This window comes from Psychromonas sp. SR45-3, from assembly GCF_014163575.1.
Lineage (GTDB): Bacteria > Pseudomonadota > Gammaproteobacteria > Enterobacterales > Psychromonadaceae > Psychromonas > Psychromonas arctica.
Genome location: NZ_JACJDP010000053.1, coordinates 1 through 22,690, shown reverse-complemented (window position 1 = coordinate 22,690; position 22,690 = coordinate 1). Strand labels below are relative to the sequence as shown.

The window sequence follows — 22,690 nt, the reverse complement described above, 5'->3', positions numbered from 1 at the left end:
ATAAAGTTAATAAAGTTAATAAAGTTAATAAAGTTAATATTTGTATTGATCTCAATGCCAATAATTAGCTATTGACCAAGTGGATACATTAACTTCTAAATCAAAACACTGACCATTTCAGTAGCGCAATGGTATAAAAATTCGCGAAAGATAACATAAAGTTAAATTAATTACCGTTGGGAATTTTCATTTCCCATTGTAACCATTCATCCTCTATTTCTATTTGCAGTTTAAAGCGTGAGAAGGCATTGCTTGCGGGTTGTAATTTTTGGTCATCTGGCGTACTCATATTAATGCCACCTTTAAGCAGTGAGGACAGTGATGTTGATTTTAATGCCGCACCGGTAATGCCAATGTCTAAGTTAAAACCAGAAGCTGGCCAAAAAACACTATTAGTACGGATTAAGTGTGCATATTGAGGGTATATGTTAATAACGATTTCAACACCCGATGCGTTGTTATTTAAACGTTTATCGATGACTTCCCCAATTTGTATTTGACGATGATAAACAGGACTTGAAACATCAGTAGAGCCTGCATTATTGGCTAATAAAGTGATTGGCAGACCGGTTTTATGCTGTGCTAATAAGGGCTCATTTGTTTCACCCTTAAAGGTTGTCATTGCATTGCCTTTGCCGGGTGATACATTAATAAACACACCACTAATTAAGGTGTCTAAATTTTTAGTCCCTGATAATGAAATATTACTGCGTACAATCCAGAATCTACTCCCTTGCTTAGCTATTTTATTAAAATATTGAGGCTCTATATCCAATGTAACAATGACTTTGTTGTGCTTGCTAAGTTTAAGCTGATTGACTTTACCGACCACTAAACCTTGCAGTTTTACTTGATTACCCGTTTTTAGGTCATAGGCGTCGTCATAGGTCAGTGTTAATTGTTTAGGCGGATTGGTTGCTTGTTGGAAACTATCAAATAAACGATACTGGCCTGTGCTCACTTTATTACCGGTTGCTTTTGAAGAAAGTTCAAGTGCGATACCGCCTGCAGCTATAGCTAACAAAGAATCTGTATTGATATTGATACCGGAAAGGCTCGCGTCAACCTTAATACCACTAATATTCCAAAAGACGGTGTTATCTGAAATTAAATGTTTGAACTGTGGATTAATTTTAAGGCTCGTTTGCATTAAGCTTGAATCATGCAGTGCTAAAGCACTTACTTCACCGACTTGTAGTTTATGATAATAGACTGGTGATCCGACACTGACAGAAGGTAACTCTTTACTTAGCAATGAAACATTAAGTGGTGAAGCAAATGCATTTTTACCAAGCTTAGCCGTTTCTTTAGATGAATATAAATAAAAAGGTGTATTAAATGTATTGCTTGCTGAAGCTTGCTTTTCAAAGACCTGTTTTTTTAGTACTCGCTGGCTATTATATAAGGTAATGCCTCCTTGGATAATATGTTGTATCGGTTTACTACTTAGCTCAAGCCCAGTTAAGGATGCCTTGAAATCTAGACCACTTGATAAGTGAAATTTACTTTGTGGGGTGATCAAGTAAGCAAATTGATTTTGTATATTGAGCAACACTTTAATATGTTGACTGTCTTTGCTCAATTGTAGTGTACTTATTTTGCCAATGCTTAGGCCTTTATAGGTGACGGGTGCACCTTCCGTTAAACCGTCAGCATTGTCGGCTGTCAGCGTGACTGTCGTATATTCGTTGTGTGAATCTTTATGCTGAGCTAATACAAATTCCGATTGTGGCACTTCTTGTTGGTAATGTTGACTGTGTGTGAAGCTAATATAATCGCCAGTAATAATATTACCTAGGTTTTCTATTTTAGAAAATGAAAGGGCCGTTTTTTCTATCCAAAATTGTGCGTTTTCTGTCATCATTTCAGAAAATGCGGGGTTAATCGTTGCTTCAGCTAAAAATAATTGGCTATTACTGTCGTAACGAATTTTATCGATTCGTCCAATACCATGACCCTTAAATAAAATGCCCGCTCGGTTTGGTAGATTATGAGTGTCTTTTAATTTTAATAAAATCGACAAGCCTTGCTCGCTGTCGTGAATGTTATCAAATAACTGGTATTGCTTATCGGCTTCCGGTGGTGAAGAAGCTGCAGGGCTATTAAAAGTAATACCTCCAGCAATGAGCGCGGTTAAGCTATCTAGTTTAAAATCAATACCTGCACGCGACAGGTTGGCATTTAACCCACTAATATTCCAGAAACGGCTTTGTTGCTTGACCAGATGACTATATTTACTTTCAATAAATATTTGAATATTGATAAATTGTCCTGACTTATCAATGCGAACGCGGGCGACTTCCCCAACTTGTATCTTTTTGTAGAAAATAGGGGTACCTACATTGATTGACGCTGCACTTTTACTTCTAAGCGTAAGTAATAATGCATTTTCAGGAATATTAATAGGCTGTTCATTAGTGGCATTAAATTCGTTTTCTGATTCACCTTCACCGGGTAATAAATTGATATAGCTGCCTGAAAATAAAGTATCTAAACCTGATATCGACGTTAATGAAGCTTTTGGTGAAACTAACCAAAATTGACTTTTCTTTTTCAATAGAAATACGGCATGAGATTCTATTTCTGCAATAACATTAACGCCATCTACTTCATCGAGCTCCACTTTCTTTACTGTTCCAACAATGACACCTTTATATCTCACTTTTGTTTTATCAACGATAATACTGTCGGCACGCTTAAAGTGAATAGTGACTTGTTCATTTTTATGGGTGATATTTTGAAATAAAATCCAGATGCCTAATAGGGCTGCAATACAAGGTAAAAACCAAATTGGGGAAATTGAACGTGACTTAGCAATAATTGCTTGGTCAGTAGGGTTATTTTGCATTAGTGTTAGCATCCCATATTAAACGAGTATCAAAACTCTGCGCAGCAAATAATGTGGTGATAACCACAACGGTAAATGAAGTAGCTGCGATACCTGGGTAAACAGACAAAAAGTTTCCCTTATCGAAGACGGCTACCATGATTGATATAACAAATAGGTCGAGTACTGACCAACGTCCTACCCAGTCAACTATTTTGAAAGCAAAAAGTTGTTTTTTAGGTGACAGCTGCCATTGAAAATGCACTGCGAGTGAAATGAAAGAAAGTGCAATAATCTTTAAAATAGGTACCAGAATAGAGGCAATAAAAACAATCAAGGCAATGCCTATCATACCACTTTCAAATAAGCTGATTATACCTGAAAAAATAGTATCAGGATAAAGTGTACTATTTTTTAGTAAATAGGTAATAGGGTATAGGTTGGCAGGGATTATAAAAACCATCGCGGTCAGCAGCAAGGCCCAGGTTTTTTGTTGGCTATGTTTGATGCGCACTGAAATTGGACTACCACAATAAGGGCAATGCGTTGTGTTAGCTGAAATCGAAGAGTCCATGGTACAGACCCTGCATAATTGCGTACCCTGTTGCATGGCGCTGATACCGGGTTTTAATAGCTTACTCATTACGTAAATATTCCCAATATTTTGTATTACTATATTCACAGAGCATCGTCATATTTAGTATCAGTAATGCCACAAAAAAATACAGTCCACTATTAAAATAGACATCAGCATAACTAATTAATTTAAATACAGCGACCATAAAGCTAACGAGATATACCTCTAACATTGACCAGTGGAATAAAATAGCAGTTAACTTAAGTACAGAGTTTAATAAAGAGGGACGTTTGTTAAACACCACACAGCCGCTACTAAAGGCAATACATACAGTTAACAATGTTGGCGCAACAACCGCACAAAATAGCACCACAAAAGAGACAAGAGGAGCAATATCAATCATCATTATTGCACCCTGTAATAGATTCGCTTCTTCTGTAACGCCTAATAAGTGAATCGATATCAGAGGTGATGAAAAGGCCGGAATACAGATCAGTAAAGCCGTTATTGATAAGGCAAATAACTTATTCGCATTAACCGCTTTATTTTTGTAAAGAATACGCTCGCAGCGTGCACATTTTGCAACATAGCCAGGCGCTAAGATTGGTTTTTGTGATACTAAGTCACAGTGACTGCAAATAATTGTCTGCATTGTTTATTATCAATAATTTTACATTAATGGAGGATAGCAAACTAATTTTAAGATGACAAAAGTTGCATTCTATTACAAATAGTTTTACTGTATATAAAACCATGTTTAATTCGTTATTAAAAGAGGCCACCGTGGCAGTCATCATTAAATACATAGTAGAAAGAAAAGGTGTTGAAAAAATGACCTTTACCAGTAAGAAAGAAGCAGATGCATACGATAAAATGTTAGATAGCGCTGATCAAATTGCATTGTTCTTAAGCCAGAGTCCAGTTTCATTGGATGACCAGCAACTGGAAGAGTTAGGGTTATATGTTGCAAGTAATAAAGATGTATTACAAAACCTATTCAAAGGGCAATTGTTTGACCAAGAGATGATTGATAAAGCCGAAGTATAAAAGAAGTATAAAAATAGATAGAATTTAGGGGAGTATTGATAAATTAACCTTCAATACCTTTTATTGTGCTCCTTAATACATTAAAATACGTTCCTCATTTTTAACAAATACAAATGCTTTTTGGTTGGAAGCATCACTGTGAGGAATTAGCATGCCAATTATTACTCTTCCCGATGGAAATAAACGTCAATTTGACAACACTACTTCAATTATGGAAATCGCTGCAGATATCGGTCCTGGACTTGCAAAAGCCTGTATCGCTGGACGTGTTGATGGAAAATTAGTGGATGCAAGTGATCCTATTGATCACGATGCAAGTGTTGCAATTATCACCGCTAAAGATGATGAAGGTTTAGAAATTTTACGTCACTCATGTGCGCATTTATTAGGTCATGCAATTAAGCAACTTTATCCAGATGCTAAAATGGCAATAGGACCAACCATTGATAATGGTTTCTACTATGATATCGACCTTGATGTCACCATCAATGATGAAGAGTTAGCTAAAATTGAAAAACGCATGCAACAATTGGTAAAAACAAATTACCAAGTGGTTAAAAAGAAAGTATCTGTTGATGAAGCGATTGCGGTATTTAAAGAACGTAATGAACCTTATAAGTTAGAAATATTAGAAGGTATCGATAAAGACGACCGTCCTGGTTTATATCATCATGAAGAATATGTCGATATGTGTCGTGGTCCACATGTACCGATGATGAAATTTAGTCAATGGTTTAAATTGATGAAAGTGTCTGGTGCTTATTGGCGTGCAAATTCAGACAACAAAATGCTACAACGTATTTACGGCACTGCATGGGCTGATAAAAAACAATTAAATGCTTATTTAAAACGTCTTGAAGAAGCGGCTAAACGTGACCACCGTAAAATTGGTAAACAATTAGATTTATACCATATGCAAGAAGAAGCACCGGGTATGGTGTTTTGGCATCCAAATGGTTGGACTATCTTCCGCGAGCTTGAAAGTTACATTCGTGAACAAACCGTTGCTTTTGGTTATCAAGAAGTGAAAGCTCCACAAATTTTAGATCGTTCTTTATGGGAAAAATCTGGTCACTGGGATAAATACAAAGACGGCATGTTCTGTACTTGTAGTGAAAACCGTGATTATGCAATTAAACCAATGAACTGTCCTGGTCATGTACAGATTTTTAACCAAGGTTTAAAATCGTACCGTGACTTACCATTACGTTTATCAGAGTTTGGTTCATGTCACCGTAATGAACCATCGGGTTCTTTGCACGGTTTAATGCGTGTTCGTGGTTTCACACAAGATGATGCGCATATATTCTGTACAGAAGCTCAAATTCTTGAAGAAGTATCTGCTTGTATCAATATGGTATTTGAATGTTATAAAACATTCGGTTTTGAAGATATTGTGGTTAAATTATCTACTCGTCCTGAAAAACGTGTGGGTGATGATGCTACATGGGATAAATCTGAAGCGGCATTAGCACATGCATTAGATGAAAATGGTGTTAAGTTTGAGTATCTACCAGGCGAAGGCGCTTTCTATGGCCCTAAAATTGAATTTACCTTGTATGATTGTTTAGGTCGTGCATGGCAATGTGGTACAATACAGTTAGATTTTTCAATGCCGGGTCGTTTAGACGCAACTTATGTCGGTGAAGACAACGAACGACATACTCCAGTTATGATCCACCGAGCAATTCTTGGTTCATTAGAACGTTTTATTGGTATCTTAACTGAAGAGTACGCAGGTATTTATCCAACTTGGTTATCACCTCAACAGGTGGTTGTGATGAATATTACTGACAAACAGTCAGATTTTGTCACGGAAGTAGTAAATAAATTGAAAAAATCGGGTGTTAGAGCAATTTCGGACTTGAGAAATGAGAAGATAGGCTTTAAAATCCGCGAGCATACATTAAAGCGCGTTCCTTACTTATTAGTTGTGGGTGACCAAGAGGTCGAAGCAAATGAAGTTGCAGTAAGAACACGTAAGGGCGATGATCTTGGTAAAATGCAGGTTAATGATTTTGTTGACCATGTAAAACGAGAAATCATTGCACGATCATAAATCACTTGGAGGAATTTGTTATAAAAGGTGCAAAAAAAGCCCCGCAAACGGGCAATAAACATCGTTTAAACGATGAAATAACTGGTACTGAAGTACGTCTTTCTGATTCAGAAGGTAAGCCGGTAGGTATTGTTTCTTTAGATGAAGCAAAAAACATGGCGTTTGATGCAGATTTGGATTTAGTAGAAATTAGCCCAAATGCTGAGCCGCCAGTTTGTCGCATCATGAACTATGGCAAATTTCTCTTTGAAAAGAGTAAATCCGTTAAAGAACAACGGAAGAATCAGAAACAGGTTCAGTTGAAGGAAATAAAATTCCGTCCTGGGACTGATGATGGCGATTATCAGGTAAAACTACGCAGCCTGATACGCTTTCTTGAAGAGGGTAACAAAGCCAAAGTAACGCTACGTTTTCGTGGTCGTGAAATGGCGCATCAATCACTTGGGATGGAATTACTGAATCGCGTTAAAAACGATTTAGCTGAAATCTCAACTGTCGAATCTTTCCCTAAACTGGAAGGTCGTCAAATGGTGATGGTACTTGGCCCTAAACGTGCTAGCTAAGGCATAAAGTAGTATTGATGTGCGGATATGAGAATATTCGCACTATTTACTCGCCTTACTGGTTTAATTTAATATTTTAACAATGCGGAGTTCGCAATGCCTAAAATGAAATCTAACAAAGGTGCTGCAAAGCGCTTTAAAAAGACTGCTTCTGGTGGTTTTAAACGTAAGCAATCTCACTTACGTCATATCCTTACTAAGAAATCTACTAAACGTAAACGCCATCTACGTGCTCAAAGCATGGTAGCTAAAGTAGACGTACCTAGTATTAACAGAATGTTACCATTCGCTTAAGTAAGGAATATATAAAATGCCAAGAGTAAAACGCGGTGTACAAGCTCGTGCACGCCATAAAAAAGTCTTAAAACAAGCTAAAGGTTATTACGGAGCTCGCTCACGTGTTTATCGCGTAGCAGTTCAAGCAGTAACTAAAGCTGGTCAATACGCTTACCGCGACCGTCGTCAACGTAAACGTCAGTTCCGTCAACTATGGATTGCACGTATTAACGCTGCATCTCGTATTAGCGGATTATCTTACAGCCGTTTCATCAATGGTCTTAAAAAGGCTTCTGTTGAAATCGATCGTAAGATCCTAGCTGACATCGCTGTATTTGATAAAGCAACATTTGCTCATTTAGTAGAAGTTGCAAAAAAAGCGCTAGCTTAATCATTATTGATTAACAGAATTGAAGAAGGAGGCATTTTGTCTCCTTTTTTTTTGATTTAAAATTTCTTTCCTCTCTCTCCCTACTTTGATGACATCATTTAAAATTTATACCGATTACATTAAATAAGTGCTCTAAATTTTGCGCAGGAAAAATGACTTAGTTTAAGGCGTAAATTGAGCTAAATGGTTGTTCCCTTTACGAAATTTACAACGAAGAAATAAATTATTTTAACAAGTAAAATAGAACAGTTAATTAGTGTGATTGGTATTACCTTACTAAAGAGGGAAATTTTACTGAAATACTATCCCTAACCCCAAATCTATAGTTCAATATTTGTAACGTAATGCTTTATCCCTTTGTTACTTTATAACCTGGCTGTGATGCCTTTTAACTAGCAAGATTGATCGGCTATTTAACGGAGTTAATGGTATAAATGTCAGTATCAATAACGTTGTCATATAACTGTCACAAAATAGCAATATAATCGTGCCCATCAATTATGTTGGAGATAGTAAATGGAACGTGATTTAGCGACCACGCTGCAAGCGAATAAAAAGCGTGTGGTTAAGGATAAGTTAGTTAAATATGGTGTAACAGGAGGCGGCACTTTGGTGCTTGTCGCATTGTTATTAATTTTTGGGTATCTATTGTATGTCGTGTTACCTATTTTTGCGCCCGTGAGTATCGAACAAACACAATCTTTTCAACGTAAAGATTCAACTGCCATTTATGCATTGGGCCTCGATGAGCAAAATGAAGTTAGCTATCAATTAAATGAGAAAGGGTTGTTAAGCTTTTATTCATTGAGAAACGATGATTTAGGTGAAAATTTATTACAATACCAAGCTTTTACTAACACTCATAACATTGCTAAAACAATGGCTTCAACCGGTATTTATGCGATCAGTAATGAACGCGGTGAAGTCAAAATTGTTAAACCCAGCTTTGTAACATCTTACCCTAATGATAAACGCTTAATTACGCCTGAAGTCAGCTTTCCATTAGGTGAACAGGACTTTATTGTTTCTGAAGATAATCAACCATTGACTCATTTAGCCTTTGAAATGAATCCTGAATATGCAGGTTTAGCTGGCGTACAAAGTAATGGTGAAGGGCTTTTCTTACTATTAACAGCCGAAGAAAATATGATGACTGATGAAGTTGAATGGGAACAGTCATTATTCAAGTTGCCTTCATTTCCTCAGCAAGTTGAACAGTTATTACTCACACCTAATCTGAGTAAATTGTTTGTACGTAGCGGTAATGACTTATTAGTTTACGATGTGTCTGATAGTGACAATATTCGTATTACTGCGGCATTTAAAATCAATGCGCCTGGCAGTAACGTGACTAAGATGCAATTATTGACGGGTGCTAGTTCTTTACTTGTTGCTAATGAAAATGGTGTGATTAGCCAGTGGTTTGAAGTGTTAAATGACAATAAACGCGAGTTCACCTTAATTCGAGATTTTAAAGCATCATCAGGCGTGACAAGCATAACACCTGAATTTTTCCGTAAGGGATTTTTAACAACTACAGCATCAGGTGACTTATCTATTTTTCACACTACCGGTGAAACTGAACTATTAACTGAATCGATTACTAAAGCAGGGCCATTAGTTGTTGCTATTTCACCTCGTGCAAATGCAATTCTTGCTGCTGATAGCAACACCATTAAACTTTACCATGTTGATAATGAACATCCTGAAATTACTTGGTCTGCCTTATGGCAAGAAGTTTGGTATGAAGGCTACCCAGAGCCGCAATATGTTTGGCAATCAACGTCAGCTAGTGATGATTTTGAAGCCAAAATGAGTTTAGTTCCAATCTCGTTCGGCACTATTAAAGCCGCATTTTATGCGATGCTATTTGCTGTGCCTATTGGTATTTCTGCTGCTATTTATACAGCTTATTTCATGGCACCAAGTATCAGAACTTATATCAAACCGACCGTTGAAATAATGGAAGCATTACCGACGGTTATACTAGGATTTTTAGCAGGGTTATGGTTAGCACCGATTGTTGAAAGCCAATTACCGGGGATTGTCTTATTATTAATCACCTTACCTGCGAGCGTGTTAGTCGCGGCAATGATTTGGTCTAATCTTCCAAAATCACTAAGTGATAAAATCAGTGAAGGCGTATTACCGTTAGTACTCCTGCCAATTCTTGTTGTTACTGGCTATTTGTCGATGGCCTTTAGTGACACGCTTGAATTATGGTTATTTAACGGTGATACCCGTATGTATTTAACCAATGAGTTAGGTATTAACTTTGATCAACGTAACTCGCTTATTGTTGGCATTGCGATGGGGTTTGCGGTGATCCCTACTATTTTCTCGATTGCTGAGGATGCCATCTTTAGTGTGCCAAAGAGTTTAACAATGGGGTCGTTAGCATTAGGTGCAACACGTTGGCAGACATTGTCTAAAGTAGTTATTTTAACGGCGAGTCCAGGTATCTTCTCTGCAGTAATGATGGGAATGGGGCGTGCAGTGGGTGAGACCATGATTGTACTGATGGCAACGGGTAATACGCCAATTATGGATTGGAACATCTTTGAGGGAATGCGTTCTTTATCAGCGAACATCGCTGTAGAAATGCCAGAGTCTGAAGTGGGTAGCTCACATTACCGTGTGTTATTCCTCGCTGCGTTTGTATTGTTTATCTTTACTTTCTTCTTCAACACCATTGCTGAGTTTGTTCGTCAGCGTTTGCGTGAAAAATATTCAAGCCTATAAATAGGAGTTAGTTATTATGGGTAAGTGGTTTAAATCAGGCACACCGTGGATTTGGATGACCGGTGGTGCTGTAAGTTTGAGTTTGATTGCAGTAATAGGTTTGTTTTTATTAATCGGATGGAGAGGATTAAGTTTCTTTTGGCCTGCGACTGTGTATGAGTTTGATATGCAAAATGAGCAAGGTCAAAAATCAGTATTAATAGGTGAAATATACGACACTGAAGATGTACTAAAACAACAGTTACTCGATGCAGGTGTAACTGGTCTTGACAACGAAGGTGATTCTTTACAACGTTTCTTGATTAAAATAGGTAATCGTGAATATGTTGATTTAGATTTTCAATGGATATTGGAAACTATCATTAAAGATAAAAAAATTGCCAATGATATTGTGGTGTTTGAAAGAACTAAAAACGGTAATTTTTACGGCTACCTAGAGGCTATCAATGAGGGCGAGCAAAAATTAAATATTGAAAAAAGTGCATTAGTTGGTGAGTTAAATAAACGCATTGAACGTGCGCTTGAGTTTAGAGATAAAGAGCATGGGTTATTGACTGGTGATATCGGGCGTATCAACTATGACTTAGATCGCATTCGCTTAAATAAACGTAAATTAGAGCTTGATGGCAGTCTAACACCACAAAAGGTCGCTGAATTTGCTGCTCAAAGTGATAGCTTACGCGCCGAGTACTTAGCATTAGAAAATGAGTTATTTGATTACCGAGATCAAGCTAAACGCGATAGTGTGGTTGTAAAAGATATGACTGGGCGTTTAGTCACTATGCCGCTTTCATATATTTTAGATTTTTACCAACCTAATGATATGAGCTTTGTGGAAAAGGTAGGGCATTGGTTTCATCAAGTTTATAAGTTTGTAAGTAGCGACCCGCGTGAAGCTAATACCGAAGGTGGTGTTTTCCCTGCTATTTTTGGTACCGTATTCATGGTGATGTTAATGGCAGTGATCGTTACCCCATTTGGTGTGGTTGCTGCTATTTATCTGCATGAATATGCCGGCAAAAATAATATTACTAAATTTATTCGTATTGCTGTGATTAACTTAGCGGGGGTTCCGTCCATTGTTTACGGTGTATTTGGTTTAGGGTTTTTTGTCTATATTCTAGGTGGCAGTATTGACCAACTACTTTACCCAGAAGCATTACCTACACCTACTTTTGGTTCACCTGGTGTATTGTGGTCAGCATTAACTTTGGCTATTTTAACCTTACCCGTGGTTATTGTTTCGACAGAAGAAGGCTTAAGCCGTATTCCAAGTACGCTGCGTGAAGGATCGTTAGCATTAGGCGCGACCAAGTCGGAAACGTTATGGCGTATTGTAATTCCAATGGCGAGCCCTGCAATTATGACGGGACTGATCTTAGCCGTTGCTCGTGCAGCCGGTGAAGTGGCTCCTTTAATGTTGGTTGGTGTGGTGAAGATAGCGCCCACGTTACCCGTTGATGGCAATTTCCCATTCTTACACTTGGATAGAAAGTTCATGCACCTTGGTTTCCACATCTATGATGTTGGTTTCCAAAGCCCAAATGTTGAAGCAGCACGACCACTGGTGTATGCCACTTCATTCTTATTAGTGACTGTGATTATTGGCTTAAATTTAGCGGCCATTTCAATCCGTAATAATTTACGTGAAAAATACCGCTCATTGGAGCATTAAAAGGTAGCGATAAAATAGGTAGATAGCGTTGATAAGAATCTCGCATGGTTACACATTATCTATCAATAACACATTTTAAAAACAGACACAGTCTTGTGTGTGAATAAAGATTAGGAAAGACAATGATTGATTTATCAAATTTGAATGTAAAAGGTAGTGATTTAAGTGCTTTAACCGCTGATAATACAGCATTGGAAATTAAAAACTTAAATCTTTTTTACGGTGAAAAACAAGCGTTATACAACGTATCGATGAAAATCCCAAAGGGTAAAGTAACCGCATTTATCGGACCATCTGGTTGTGGTAAGTCAACGTTATTGCGTTGTATTAATCGCATGAATGATTTAGTAGAAATTTGTCGAGTGGATGGCAATATTGAGCTACAAGGTATTAACATTTATGATAAATCGGTCGATGTTGCTTCATTACGTCGTCGAATTGGTATGGTGTTCCAGCGACCAAATCCTTTCCCAAAGTCAATTTATGAAAATGTAGTTTACGGTTTACGACTACAGGGAATAAACGATCGCCGTACCTTAGATGAAGCCTGTGAGACATCACTGCGTGGTGCTGCTTTATGGAATGAAGTAAAAGATAGACTGCATGATAATGCATTTGGTCTTTCTGGTGGTCAGCAACAACGTTTAGTCATTGCACGTGCGATTGCGATTGGGCCAGAAGTGTTGTTATTAGATGAACCAACTTCTGCACTGGACCCGATTTCGACATTAACCATTGAAGAATTGATCACTGAATTAAAGAAAAAATTCACCGTGGTTATCGTGACACATAACATGCAACAGGCGGCGCGAGTCTCGGATCAAACGGCCTTTATGTACATGGGTAAATTGATTGAATACTCAGATACGAATACATTGTTTACTTCACCAAAACAAAAACAGACAGAAGATTACATCACCGGTCGTTACGGTTAGATAAGGAAATAAAATGGAAAACTTAAACTTAAACCGTCATATTTCAGGACAATTTAATAGTGAACTGGAAAGTGTGCGTAACCAAGTTATGCAGATGGGTGGACTCATTGAACAACAGTTAGGCGATGCTTTATCAGCCATGGCGGATAATGATTTAGAGCTGGCACGTAAAGTAATAGTGAAAGATAATGAAGTGAATCAATTTGAAACCAAAGTGGATCAAGATTGTTCACGAATCATTGCTAAGCGCCAGCCCGCCGCTAGTGATTTACGCTTAATACTGACCATTATGAAAACGATAACCGAACTTGAAAGAGTCGGGGACAGTGTTGTTGCGATCGCTAAAATGGTGATTGAGAATCACGGTAAAAAAGTGCCTTCATTAATTGGATTAGAGAACATGGGGCAGATTGTATTAAAAATGTTACATAATGCCTTAGACGCATTTACGCGTTTAGATATTAATACCGCTATTGCGGTGCATAATGAAGACAAAAAAGTAAACCGTCAGTACGAGAGTATTCTGCGTGAACTGATGACGTTTATGATGGAAGATCCGCGTTCAGTACCGTTTGTTTTAAATGTATTAGCTTCTGCGCGTGCTATCGAACGTATTGGTGATAGATGCCAAAATATTTGTGAGCAAATCGTGTACTTAGTAAAAGGGATTGACGTTAGACATGCAACGGAAGAAGAGATCAATTCATTGATTGAGTAAAACTCAATAGCGTATACCTGAAACGATTATATTTATGTTTTAAAGGTTTTTTGACGTTTATAAAAGCGAAGTTGAATACAATCAACTTCGCTTTTGTATTTCTGTTGCTTTTAAAATCGAGAAACCTTTTCAGCCCATGTGGCATCAGGTATACTGCGCGTTTTATTTACTGGAACCGTTACATGAAAGTTGCTGATTTTTCTTTTCACCTTCCTGAAGAATTGATTGCGCGTTACCCAACGCCTGAGCGTACCCATAGCCGCTTACTTTCATTACAGGCGAACTCGGGCGAATTAAGCCATTTAAACTTTACTGATATCATTGATTTAGTTAATGCTAATGATTTACTCATCTTTAACGATACTCGGGTTATCCCGGCGCGTTTATTTGGTAGTAAAGAAACGGGTGGCAAAATTGAGGTACTAGTGGAGCGGGTGTTAGATGAACAGTCTTTTCTCGCCCATGTGCGCAGCTCAAAATCGCCTAAACCAGGTTGCCAGTTATTATTAGAAAATGACGTTAAGGCTGAAATGGTGCAGCGTCAAGGCCCATTATTTGAAATTAAAGTTGATAGTGATGAGACGGTATTACAAATATTAGAACGTATTGGCCATATGCCTTTACCGCCTTACATCGATAGACCCGATGAAGATGCCGATAAAGAACGCTACCAAACGGTATATAATAAAAATCCAGGTGCGGTTGCTGCGCCTACTGCCGGATTGCACTTTGATCAAGCCATTCTAGATAAGTTAACGGCAAAAGGGACTGACTTTGCCTTTGTTACATTGCATGTGGGAGCAGGGACTTTTCAGCCCGTCAAGGTTGATAATATACTCGATCATCAAATGCACAGTGAATATGCTGAGGTATCGCAACAAGTTGTGGATAAAATCAATGCCACTAAAGCGGCGGGAGGCCGAGTGATTGCAGTTGGAACAACGTCGGTACGTTCCGTGGAAAGTGCGGCTAGTGTGACTTTAGCAAACGGGCTGCCGCTAGCACCGTTCTTTTCTGAAACCAGTATCTTTATCTATCCGGGTTATCAGTTTCAAGTAGTTGATGCCATGATCACTAATTTTCATTTATCAGAATCAACTTTATTAATGCTGGTTAGTGCTTTCTCTGGTAAAGAGAATATAGATAAAGCTTATCAAACTGCGATTGAAAACAAATATCGTTTCTTTAGTTACGGTGATGCGATGTTTTTGACCAAAAAAACTAACTAAAAATTAACTAAAAACTAATTAATAAAGCCCTAAAAAGAGATTTTTAAGCTATTAATCTAAAAAAGTAAGACATTAAAACTCGAATCGATGACTAAGATCAAAGGGCATGATTCAGTTCGTTTTAATAATTGTTCAATCAAAAATCAGACTGTTTCTCTGATAAGGAAAACCATGAAATATGAATTAATAACAACCGATGGACGCGCTCGTCGTGGCCGCTTAACTTTTGAACGTGGTACGGTGGAAACACCTGCGTTTATGCCAGTCGGTACCTACGGCACGGTAAAAGGCATGACGCCTGAAGAAGTACATGACACAGGCGCAGAAATATTATTAGGCAATACATTCCACCTGTGGTTACGCCCAGGACAAGAAGTGATCCGCCAACACGGTGATTTACACGACTTTATGAATTGGAGTGGTCCGATACTAACTGATTCAGGTGGTTTCCAAGTATTCAGCTTGGGTAAAATGCGTAAAATAAAAGAAGAGGGCGTTTATTTTAGAAGCCCTGTCAATGGCGACCAAGTATTTTTATCTCCAGAAGTCTCTATGGATATTCAGTATGACCTAGGTTCAGATATCGTAATGATTTTCGATGAATGTACTGCGTATCCCGCAACTGAGCAAGAAGCTGACGTGTCAATGAAGCTTTCTCTTCGTTGGGCTGAACGTAGTCGTCAACGTTTTGATGAGTTACAAAATCCCAATGCATTGTTTGGCATTATCCAAGGTGGCTGTTTTGAGCACTTACGTGATGTGTCGTTAGATGGTTTAACTAAGATTGGCTTTGATGGTTATGCTATCGGCGGGCTAGCAGTAGGCGAGCCAAAAGATGATATGCACCGTATTTTAGAATACATTGCACCTAAAATTCCAGAAGACAAACCGCGTTATTTAATGGGCGTGGGTAAACCAGAAGATTTGGTTGAAGGTGTGCGTCGTGGTGTTGATATGTTTGACTGTGTAATGCCAACAAGAAATGCACGTAACGGTCACTTATTTACTACCGATGGTGTGATTAAAATTCGTAATGCCAAACACCGCGAAGATACTAGCTCATTAGATGCAGAGTGTGATTGTTACACTTGTAAAAACTATACGCGTGCTTATTTATATCATCTTGACAAATGCGGAGAAATACTGGGAGCACGCTTAAACACGATCCATAACTTACGTTATTACCAACGTTTGATGAAAGGTTTGCGTGATGCGATTTCAGCAGGTACATTAGACGAGTTTGTTGATATATTTTATAAGCGAATTGGAAAAGAAAAACCAGTTCTAAATAATTGATAACACAATACAATTACCATACTATTACATAGTTTAATTTTTATACAATAAAGGATATAACATGAGTTTATTTATCTCTCAAGCACATGCAGCAGCGGAAGGTTCGGCAGATGGCGGCGGCATGCAAATGATTTTTATGTTAGTTGTTTTTGCAGCTATTTTCTACTTTATGATCTACCGCCCTCAAGCGCGTCGTACTAAAGAGCATAAAAGCCTGATGGAAAGCATTAGCAAAAACGATGAGATACTAACATCTGGTGGCCTAATCGGTCGTGTTGTTAAAATCAGTGCTGAAAGTGAATACGTTCAAATAGAGTTAAATGAAAATAACACTATCGTAATCAAAAGAGATTTCATTTCAGCGGTACTACCTAAAGGTACGCTTAAATCAATCTAAATAAGAAGGGCAGGTTATCCTGCCTTTTTTGTTCTCTTTACCTTTAGCATCTAATAAAGGACATTATTGTGTTAAACAAATACCCTCTTTGGAAATATTTACTACTTGGGTTTATCGTTTTATTTACTCTCGTTTATGCTGCACCCAATCTCTATGCAGAAGATCCCGCTGTGCAAGTTTCTGCAACACGTGGTGCTAAAGTTGAACTATCTACTTTAGACAAAGTTCAAGATATTTTAAAACAAGTTAATATCTCACCTAAATCAACTGTCTTAGAAAATGGTCAAATATTAGTACGCCTTTCTTCTAGCGAAGATCAATTAATTGCCCGTGAAACTATCAGTGCACAAATCGGCGATGGTTTTGTGACAGCATTAAATTTAGCCCCATCGACACCAGCTTGGTTAGAAGCGATTGGTGGTGGTCCTTTAAAATTAGGTCTTGACTTACGTGGCGGTGTACATTTCTTAATGGAAGTGGACATGGATGAAGCGATCAGTAAAGAACAAGATCAAATGGTACAAGACTTACGTGCTGAATTACGTGAGCAAAAAATACGATTTCGTGGTATCGAAAAAGCATCTACTGAAACTGGCGTAATATTGCGTTTTACGTCACAAGAGATTCTAGATAGTGCAATTGATTACTTAAAACCGATCAACCCAGGTTTTGTGTTTAGCGAAAAAGAAAATAACGGCGCTTTCTACTTAACCATCAGCATGACAGAACAAAAACTAAAGTCTGCAAAAGAAGATGCATTACAACAGAATTTGAGCATTTTACGTAACCGTGTTAATGAGTTAGGGGTTGCAGAACCGCTCGTTCAACGTCAAGGTGTGGACCGTATTGTTGTTGAATTACCGGGTATTCAAGATACAGCTCGTGCCAAAGAAATATTAGGCGCAACGGCGACTCTAGAATTCCATCCTGTTGATTCTGAAACCGATTTATCAGATGCTTTAGCAGGTCGAATTCCAGCTTCTTCTATTTTATATAAAGAGCGTGATGGTACTCCTGTTGTTATCAAGAAAAAAATCATCTTAACCGGTAACCATATTGTTGATGCTCAATCGAGCGCTGATGAATATGGACGTGCACAGGTAAATATTTCTTTAGACTCTAAAGGCGGCAGTAAAATGTCACGTTTTACTAAAGATAATATCGGTAAACCGATGGCTACGTTATTTATTGAGTATTTACCAACGGGTAAAAAGAAAGCTAATGGAAAATCAGAAACTAAAAAGCGCATAGAAGTGGCTAACGTCGCGACTATTCAAGCTCAGTTGGGGCGTAGTTTCCGTATCACAGGTTTAGATAATACGGCTGAAGCGCATAACTTAGCGTTATTATTACGAGCTGGTGCATTAACAGCGCCGATTCAAATCGTGGAAGAGCGTACTATTGGTCCAAGCTTAGGTCAGCAAAATATTGATAATGGCATGAAAGCAATGATCTATGGCTTGTTAGCCGTGGTCATCTTTATGTTTATTTACTACCGTAAATTTGGTGCAGTTGCAAATACAGCACTGATACTTAATATTGTTATGATCGTTGGTTTGATGTCGATGATCCCGGGGGCAACATTAACCTTGCCGGGTATTGCAGGTATTGTACTAACAATTGGTATGGCTGTTGATGCCAATGTACTTATTTTTGAACGTATTCGTGAAGAGTTACATGCTGGTAAGTCGGTTCAACGCGCGATCAATGAAGGTTATGCTAATGCATTCTCTACTATTGCTGATGCGAATATTACGACCTTTATTACCGCCGTTATTCTGTTTGCTGTAGGTACTGGCTCAATCAAAGGTTTTGCTGTGACACTGGCAATCGGTATCTTAACTTCAATGTTTACTTCTATCTTCGGTACCCGTGCGATTGTTAATGCACTATGGGGTGGCCGCAATGATATTAAAAAACTTTCAATCTAAGCAGGGTCAACTATGTTGGAATTAATTAAATCGAAGCAAACTATTCGCTTCATGAAATATGCAAAGCCTGCAACTTGGTTATCCATTTTATTAGTGGTTATCTCGGTAGGGTCGTTAAGTACAAATTGGATAAATTGGGGATTAGATTTTACCGGTGGTACATTAATTGAAGTTGGCTTTCAACAACCTGCTAACTTAGAGGATGTGCGTTTAACATTAAGTGAAGCTGATTTTTCCGATGCTGTTGTTCAGCATTTCGGTAGCAGCCATGAAGTGATGGTTCGTTTAGCACCACGCGAAGGTGTTAAAGGCGAAGTGATCGGTAATCAAGTGTTAAATGCACTAACTGCTGGTGATTTCGGTGATGTGGATATGCGCCGTATCGAGTTTGTTGGCCCAAATGTGGGTGATGAACTGGCTGAGAATGGTGGTATTGCTATCATTATCGCACTTATCTGTATCATGTTATACGTGAGTATGCGGTTTGAGTGGCGATTAGCGATGGGCTCTGTATTAGCCTTGGGACACGATATTATCATCACGTTAGGTGTTTTTTCGTTATTCCAAATTGAATTTGATCTTACTGTATTAGCGGCTTTATTAGCGGTGATAGGTTATTCACTCAATGATACGATCGTGGTATTTGACCGTATTCGCGAAAACTTCAGACTCATAGCAACCGCAACACCTGAAGAGATCGTTGACCAATCTTTAACACAAACATTAAGCAGAACAATCATCACATCAAGTACGACTATTTTTGTATTGATTTCACTGTTTGTTGTTGGTGGCGCGCTTATTCACGGATTTGCGACTGCGCTGTTAATTGGTATTTTTGTTGGTACTTATTCTTCAATTTATGTGGCCAGTGCGTTAGCGATTAACTTAGGTATATCGCGTGAACACATGATCCCTGAAGTGATTGAAAAAGAAGGCGCTGATCAAGACGCCTTGATGTAATCAATTTTATAACCTGTTTATAGCAATTAAAAAAGCACTGCATAGCAGTGCTTTTTTGTATCCATTGACTGGGTTTACTTCATTGGGTTTATATCATTGGTTTTATATAAAGATATAACAGCCTTTATTGCTTAGCCCTTTATTTTTACTTCTGGAGTACCAAGCAATAAGTGCTAGATAGTAAAAGGAAAAACGCGTTAAGCTTATTACCTATCGGTACAATTTTTAGTCATTCCCATTCTTTTATTGTAAATATTTTGTCATAAATAAGCCTTATTCCGTGAAAAATAGTGATTATTTATTGAATATAATGGGTAAAACTTTACATTATCAATGATATGGTACACTCTTGAAAATCTTGTTTATAAGGGTTCAACGATGCGATTATCTTTTAATAAATGGGCTATTGTCCTGTCTTTTGCCACATTGACTGCGTGTTCAAACAATCAACATGAAAGTAAAAGTTATACTTTAGAAGCTACCGGTAACGGTAATTCAGTGTTTCCTCTCGCGACTCCTCTACAAATAACGTACCAAGATGAAGTCAAATTATTACGTATTAATCAATTAATTGCCGACAAAGATAAAGTCGATGATAAGCAACGCGCTGCTTTATTGTATGAGCGTGGATTGATTTATGATCGAATGGGGCTTAATGCACATAGTCGCTATGATTTTACTCAATCGATTCAGATTGATCCAACCTTTGCTCAATCCTATAACTCTTTAGGTGTTTATCTATTAATGGGTGAAGCCTATGACGAAGCTTTTGACGCTTTCGACTCTGCGATTGAACTCTCCGATAAAATGCAATACAGCTACCTTCATCGTGCGATTGGTTTATCACTAGTTAAGCGTTATGATGGCGCGCAGAAAGATATAGAGCATTTTTACGAGCTTGATAAAAGTGATCCTTATCGTTCATTGTGGCGCTATATTATTAATGCGCACGTGGATCAAAAGCTAGCAGAAGGGCAATTGAAGGCAACACAACCGGAAGAGCAAGATAAACGATTTGCATGGGCGATTATTGATGTTATCAACGGTGATTTATCTGAAAAAGACTTTTTTGACAATATCGCAAATGGTGTAGAAACAAATGATGAGTTAGCGCAACGTTTATGCGAAGCTTATTATTACTTAGCACATTGGCACATGAACAATAATCATCTTAACAAAGGTATTTATTATTTAAAATTAAGCGTTGCAACCAATGTAAAAGATTTCATTGAGTATAAATATGGGTTGATTGACTTAAGCCACATTCAAGAGAAACTACAGGCGCAAGCGTTAAAACTACAACAAGCTCAGCAAGCCATTAATCCAAGCAGCTAAGCTGAATTAAAAGCTCACTCCGGTGGGCTTTTTTAGTTTTATTGTTCTATTTTATGCCTAGAATGATAGTGATTATTTGGCAAATAAGAAGTTAGTAACAAAGCGGCTAAAGGCTAAACTATCTATCTTAATTTCGTCTGTTATTGTCGCGCTTCAATTTCATCTTGTTGAAATATATCTAAACGCACCACTCATACACCACATCTATGTCTCGAAATGAGCTAGACCATTGGATCCGCCGCTGACTGTGAATGTATTTCTAGTCAACAAGTGCGGCGGCAATGGCGAAACCACGGACGAAAGTGAGATCATTGATCAAACTGGGAGTCAGTGAACGTTTAGCTATTTCCTGTGCCAGTGGGTTTATAAAAGTACCAGCAAAGGACCTTGTCGTAGTTCGAAAACCAAAGGGATCAATATAGCGATCAGTAATGCGTTTTTAGCCAGACAAGGTTTGATGTCATTAAAGGATTTGTGGATTAATATTCACTATTCATTATAAGATGAACCGCCCTGTGCGGAGCCGCATGCAGGGTGGTGTGGGGGCAGGGGGTTAGATACCTCCGGCTACCCGATTATGTCATTGGCACATAGAGTGATAAATCACCAAGAGGATGACTTTGAGAATCATAAAAGTATAAATCTTTGTCTTTAATATCTTGGGTTAATCGCGACTTCAATGAAATTATCTCAGTGCTATCCATTAATGGCCATACACCAATTGCAACCCTAGAAATACTACTTTGATTAATTGCATCAATTATATGTTGATCATAATCTTTATGAAGAGAGTGGCCAATTACAACTATTCCACCAGAAGTTCTTGCTAATTTTTCATAACAAAATCTTAAATAATCGTTCCGCTTTATTTTAGAAAGCTTCCACTCTGAGGAGCCTTCTGAAATAAACAATGGAAACTGCTCTGGATGCTCTAAGTCAAACAAATCAGTCAGCCTATGCAATCCATTAGCTGATAATTTTTGCGTTTTTCCATCACTTCTTTCTACCAAGTGAATGGCACCATGTAAATAGTGAAGTTTTGTCCTATCTGCGGGAACTGAAGTATCAGATAAGTCAAAACAATTACCTTCCCCCCAAAAGTAATCCTTGAATCGCCACGTATCTGTATGCATTACAGACCAATATGGGATTAGATCGTAATTTGTTGTAAATACATTTTTATATGGTCGAAGTTCTTCATTTATAGTTCTTACGTCAGCCATCTCTGGAGGTATATGAGCATAATTTACAGCAGAGCCTAGAGAATTTTTTATGTTTTCATATAATTCTCGAATTTCTGTTTCTTGAGGCCTCCCTAACTGCTCATCAACTAGTTGAGCATGATAAAGAATTCTCAAAACATCTTCAAAGTTTGAACTATCTAAGTGTTCAAACAACGCTAGCCCCTCTAAAGCGATTTTAGTATCAACCACATCCTTTTGAGCTAATTCGAATAATGTACCGTATCCGAATTTTTCCCAAATATTTATACTAAAACCATTACCTAAAAGTAGGTTTTTCCAGCCAAGGTCCATAAGTTCAGACCAGTTAATTAAATTTGCATCTATATTATGTTGGGGCATATTGGTGACCTGTGAATTGAAATGACATAGACATAATGACTTCCCACTAAGGTGCTAGCCTCTACAGTGGGTTAGTTTTTCAACCAGAGCCATAATATATCTATCAACAATATAATGTGGAGGCTAGCATGAATAAACATAGCATACTT

General features: G+C 37.9%; 18 protein-coding genes and 1 pseudogene. 15 read left to right on the top strand and 4 right to left on the bottom strand.

Annotated elements, in window-relative coordinates:
• Positions 1–370 precede the first annotated feature (370 nt).
• From H5084_RS18025 to H5084_RS18015, 3 genes and pseudogenes are all read right to left on the bottom strand, one after another.
• Positions 371–2,848 (bottom strand): annotated as a pseudogene (locus H5084_RS18025) (MlaD family protein); the annotation flags it as partial.
• On the bottom strand, positions 2,838–3,470 hold the full coding sequence (locus H5084_RS18020; RefSeq protein ID WP_084296194.1) for a paraquat-inducible protein A: 633 nt from the start codon (positions 3,468–3,470) through the stop codon (positions 2,838–2,840). The pseudogene H5084_RS18025 and the gene H5084_RS18020, both read right to left, overlap by 11 nt.
• Positions 3,463–4,056 carry a paraquat-inducible protein A gene (locus H5084_RS18015; protein ID WP_182692033.1) on the bottom strand — a complete coding sequence of 198 codons (594 nt, stop codon included), beginning with the start codon at positions 4,054–4,056 and terminating at the stop codon, positions 3,463–3,465. Before H5084_RS18015 ends, H5084_RS18020 begins: the two co-directional genes overlap by 8 nt.
• 131 nt (positions 4,057–4,187) lie before the next feature.
• On the opposite strand from H5084_RS18015, the gene H5084_RS18010 reads away from it, so the two are divergent.
• From H5084_RS18010 to nlpI, 15 genes are all read left to right on the top strand, one after another.
• The gene (locus tag H5084_RS18010; RefSeq protein ID WP_028867652.1) at positions 4,188–4,451 is read left to right on the top strand and encodes a YebG family protein; all 264 of its coding nucleotides are present in this window, start codon (positions 4,188–4,190) and stop codon (positions 4,449–4,451) included.
• Between the two features lie 151 nt (positions 4,452–4,602).
• Positions 4,603–6,510 (top strand): threonine--tRNA ligase, encoded by a 1,908-nt coding sequence (gene thrS, locus H5084_RS18005; protein WP_028867651.1) that lies wholly within the window; start codon positions 4,603–4,605, stop codon positions 6,508–6,510.
• Between the two features lie 5 nt (positions 6,511–6,515).
• Positions 6,516–7,073 (top strand): translation initiation factor IF-3, encoded by a 558-nt coding sequence (gene infC, locus H5084_RS18000; RefSeq protein WP_220486010.1) that lies wholly within the window; start codon positions 6,516–6,518, stop codon positions 7,071–7,073.
• 96 nt (positions 7,074–7,169) lie between these two features.
• Positions 7,170–7,367: a 50S ribosomal protein L35 gene (rpmI, locus tag H5084_RS17995; protein ID WP_025564055.1), complete on the top strand. Its 198-nt coding sequence runs from the start codon at positions 7,170–7,172 to the stop codon at positions 7,365–7,367.
• A 16-nt stretch (positions 7,368–7,383) separates the two neighbouring features.
• Positions 7,384–7,740, top strand: coding sequence for a 50S ribosomal protein L20 (gene rplT / locus H5084_RS17990; RefSeq protein WP_025564056.1), 357 nt, complete (start codon positions 7,384–7,386; stop codon positions 7,738–7,740).
• A 516-nt stretch (positions 7,741–8,256) separates the two neighbouring features.
• A complete protein-coding gene (locus H5084_RS17985; RefSeq protein WP_182692031.1) occupies positions 8,257–10,482 on the top strand; it encodes an ABC transporter permease subunit in 2,226 nt (741 codons plus the stop codon).
• Positions 10,483–10,498: 16 nt separating this feature from the next.
• Positions 10,499–12,157 carry a phosphate ABC transporter permease PstA gene (gene pstA / locus H5084_RS17980; RefSeq protein WP_028867648.1) on the top strand — a complete coding sequence of 553 codons (1,659 nt, stop codon included), beginning with the start codon at positions 10,499–10,501 and terminating at the stop codon, positions 12,155–12,157.
• Between the two features lie 122 nt (positions 12,158–12,279).
• Positions 12,280–13,092, top strand: a complete 813-nt coding sequence (pstB, locus tag H5084_RS17975; protein WP_028867647.1) for a phosphate ABC transporter ATP-binding protein PstB — start codon at positions 12,280–12,282, stop codon at positions 13,090–13,092.
• A gap of 13 nt (positions 13,093–13,105) precedes the next feature.
• Complete coding sequence (phoU, locus tag H5084_RS17970; RefSeq protein ID WP_028867646.1) at positions 13,106–13,810, top strand: phosphate signaling complex protein PhoU; 705 nt, start codon at positions 13,106–13,108, stop codon at positions 13,808–13,810.
• A gap of 182 nt (positions 13,811–13,992) precedes the next feature.
• Positions 13,993–15,039 carry a tRNA preQ1(34) S-adenosylmethionine ribosyltransferase-isomerase QueA gene (gene queA / locus H5084_RS17965; protein ID WP_182692029.1) on the top strand — a complete coding sequence of 349 codons (1,047 nt, stop codon included), beginning with the start codon at positions 13,993–13,995 and terminating at the stop codon, positions 15,037–15,039.
• Positions 15,040–15,210: 171 nt separating this feature from the next.
• Complete coding sequence (gene tgt / locus H5084_RS17960) at positions 15,211–16,335, top strand: tRNA guanosine(34) transglycosylase Tgt (protein ID WP_182692027.1); 1,125 nt, start codon at positions 15,211–15,213, stop codon at positions 16,333–16,335.
• 61 nt (positions 16,336–16,396) lie between these two features.
• Positions 16,397–16,732 (top strand): preprotein translocase subunit YajC, encoded by a 336-nt coding sequence (yajC, locus tag H5084_RS17955; protein ID WP_028867643.1) that lies wholly within the window; start codon positions 16,397–16,399, stop codon positions 16,730–16,732.
• A gap of 68 nt (positions 16,733–16,800) precedes the next feature.
• Positions 16,801–18,663, top strand: a complete 1,863-nt coding sequence (secD, locus tag H5084_RS17950; protein ID WP_028867642.1) for a protein translocase subunit SecD — start codon at positions 16,801–16,803, stop codon at positions 18,661–18,663.
• Positions 18,664–18,675: 12 nt separating this feature from the next.
• On the top strand, positions 18,676–19,623 hold the full coding sequence (gene secF / locus H5084_RS17945; RefSeq protein ID WP_182692025.1) for a protein translocase subunit SecF: 948 nt from the start codon (positions 18,676–18,678) through the stop codon (positions 19,621–19,623).
• Positions 19,624–20,001: 378 nt separating this feature from the next.
• Entirely contained in the window at positions 20,002–20,958 is a 957-nt protein-coding gene (nlpI, locus tag H5084_RS17940) for a lipoprotein NlpI (protein WP_182692024.1), read from the top strand.
• Between the two features lie 575 nt (positions 20,959–21,533).
• Here the strand turns inward: nlpI and H5084_RS17935 are convergent.
• The gene (locus H5084_RS17935; RefSeq protein ID WP_182692022.1) at positions 21,534–22,541 is read right to left on the bottom strand and encodes a DUF4917 family protein; all 1,008 of its coding nucleotides are present in this window, start codon (positions 22,539–22,541) and stop codon (positions 21,534–21,536) included.
• Positions 22,542–22,690 lie beyond the last annotated feature (149 nt).

Excerpts from the sequence above, each read along its gene's own strand:
- H5084_RS18020 (WP_084296194.1), bottom strand. The coding sequence starts at position 3,470 with ATGAGTAAGCTATTAAAACCCGGTATCAGCGCCATGCAACAGGGTACG.
- H5084_RS18015 (WP_182692033.1), bottom strand. The coding sequence starts at position 4,056 with ATGCAGACAATTATTTGCAGTCACTGTGACTTAGTATCACAAAAACCA.
- thrS (WP_028867651.1), top strand. The coding sequence starts at position 4,603 with ATGCCAATTATTACTCTTCCCGATGGAAATAAACGTCAATTTGACAAC.
- rpmI (WP_025564055.1), top strand. The coding sequence starts at position 7,170 with ATGCCTAAAATGAAATCTAACAAAGGTGCTGCAAAGCGCTTTAAAAAG.
- rplT (WP_025564056.1), top strand. The coding sequence starts at position 7,384 with ATGCCAAGAGTAAAACGCGGTGTACAAGCTCGTGCACGCCATAAAAAA.
- H5084_RS17985 (WP_182692031.1), top strand. The coding sequence starts at position 8,257 with ATGGAACGTGATTTAGCGACCACGCTGCAAGCGAATAAAAAGCGTGTG.
- pstA (WP_028867648.1), top strand. The coding sequence starts at position 10,499 with ATGGGTAAGTGGTTTAAATCAGGCACACCGTGGATTTGGATGACCGGT.
- pstB (WP_028867647.1), top strand. The coding sequence starts at position 12,280 with ATGATTGATTTATCAAATTTGAATGTAAAAGGTAGTGATTTAAGTGCT.
- phoU (WP_028867646.1), top strand. The coding sequence starts at position 13,106 with ATGGAAAACTTAAACTTAAACCGTCATATTTCAGGACAATTTAATAGT.
- queA (WP_182692029.1), top strand. The coding sequence starts at position 13,993 with ATGAAAGTTGCTGATTTTTCTTTTCACCTTCCTGAAGAATTGATTGCG.
- tgt (WP_182692027.1), top strand. The coding sequence starts at position 15,211 with ATGAAATATGAATTAATAACAACCGATGGACGCGCTCGTCGTGGCCGC.
- yajC (WP_028867643.1), top strand. The coding sequence starts at position 16,397 with ATGAGTTTATTTATCTCTCAAGCACATGCAGCAGCGGAAGGTTCGGCA.
- secF (WP_182692025.1), top strand. The coding sequence starts at position 18,676 with ATGTTGGAATTAATTAAATCGAAGCAAACTATTCGCTTCATGAAATAT.
- nlpI (WP_182692024.1), top strand. The coding sequence starts at position 20,002 with ATGCGATTATCTTTTAATAAATGGGCTATTGTCCTGTCTTTTGCCACA.
- H5084_RS17935 (WP_182692022.1), bottom strand. The coding sequence starts at position 22,541 with ATGCCCCAACATAATATAGATGCAAATTTAATTAACTGGTCTGAACTT.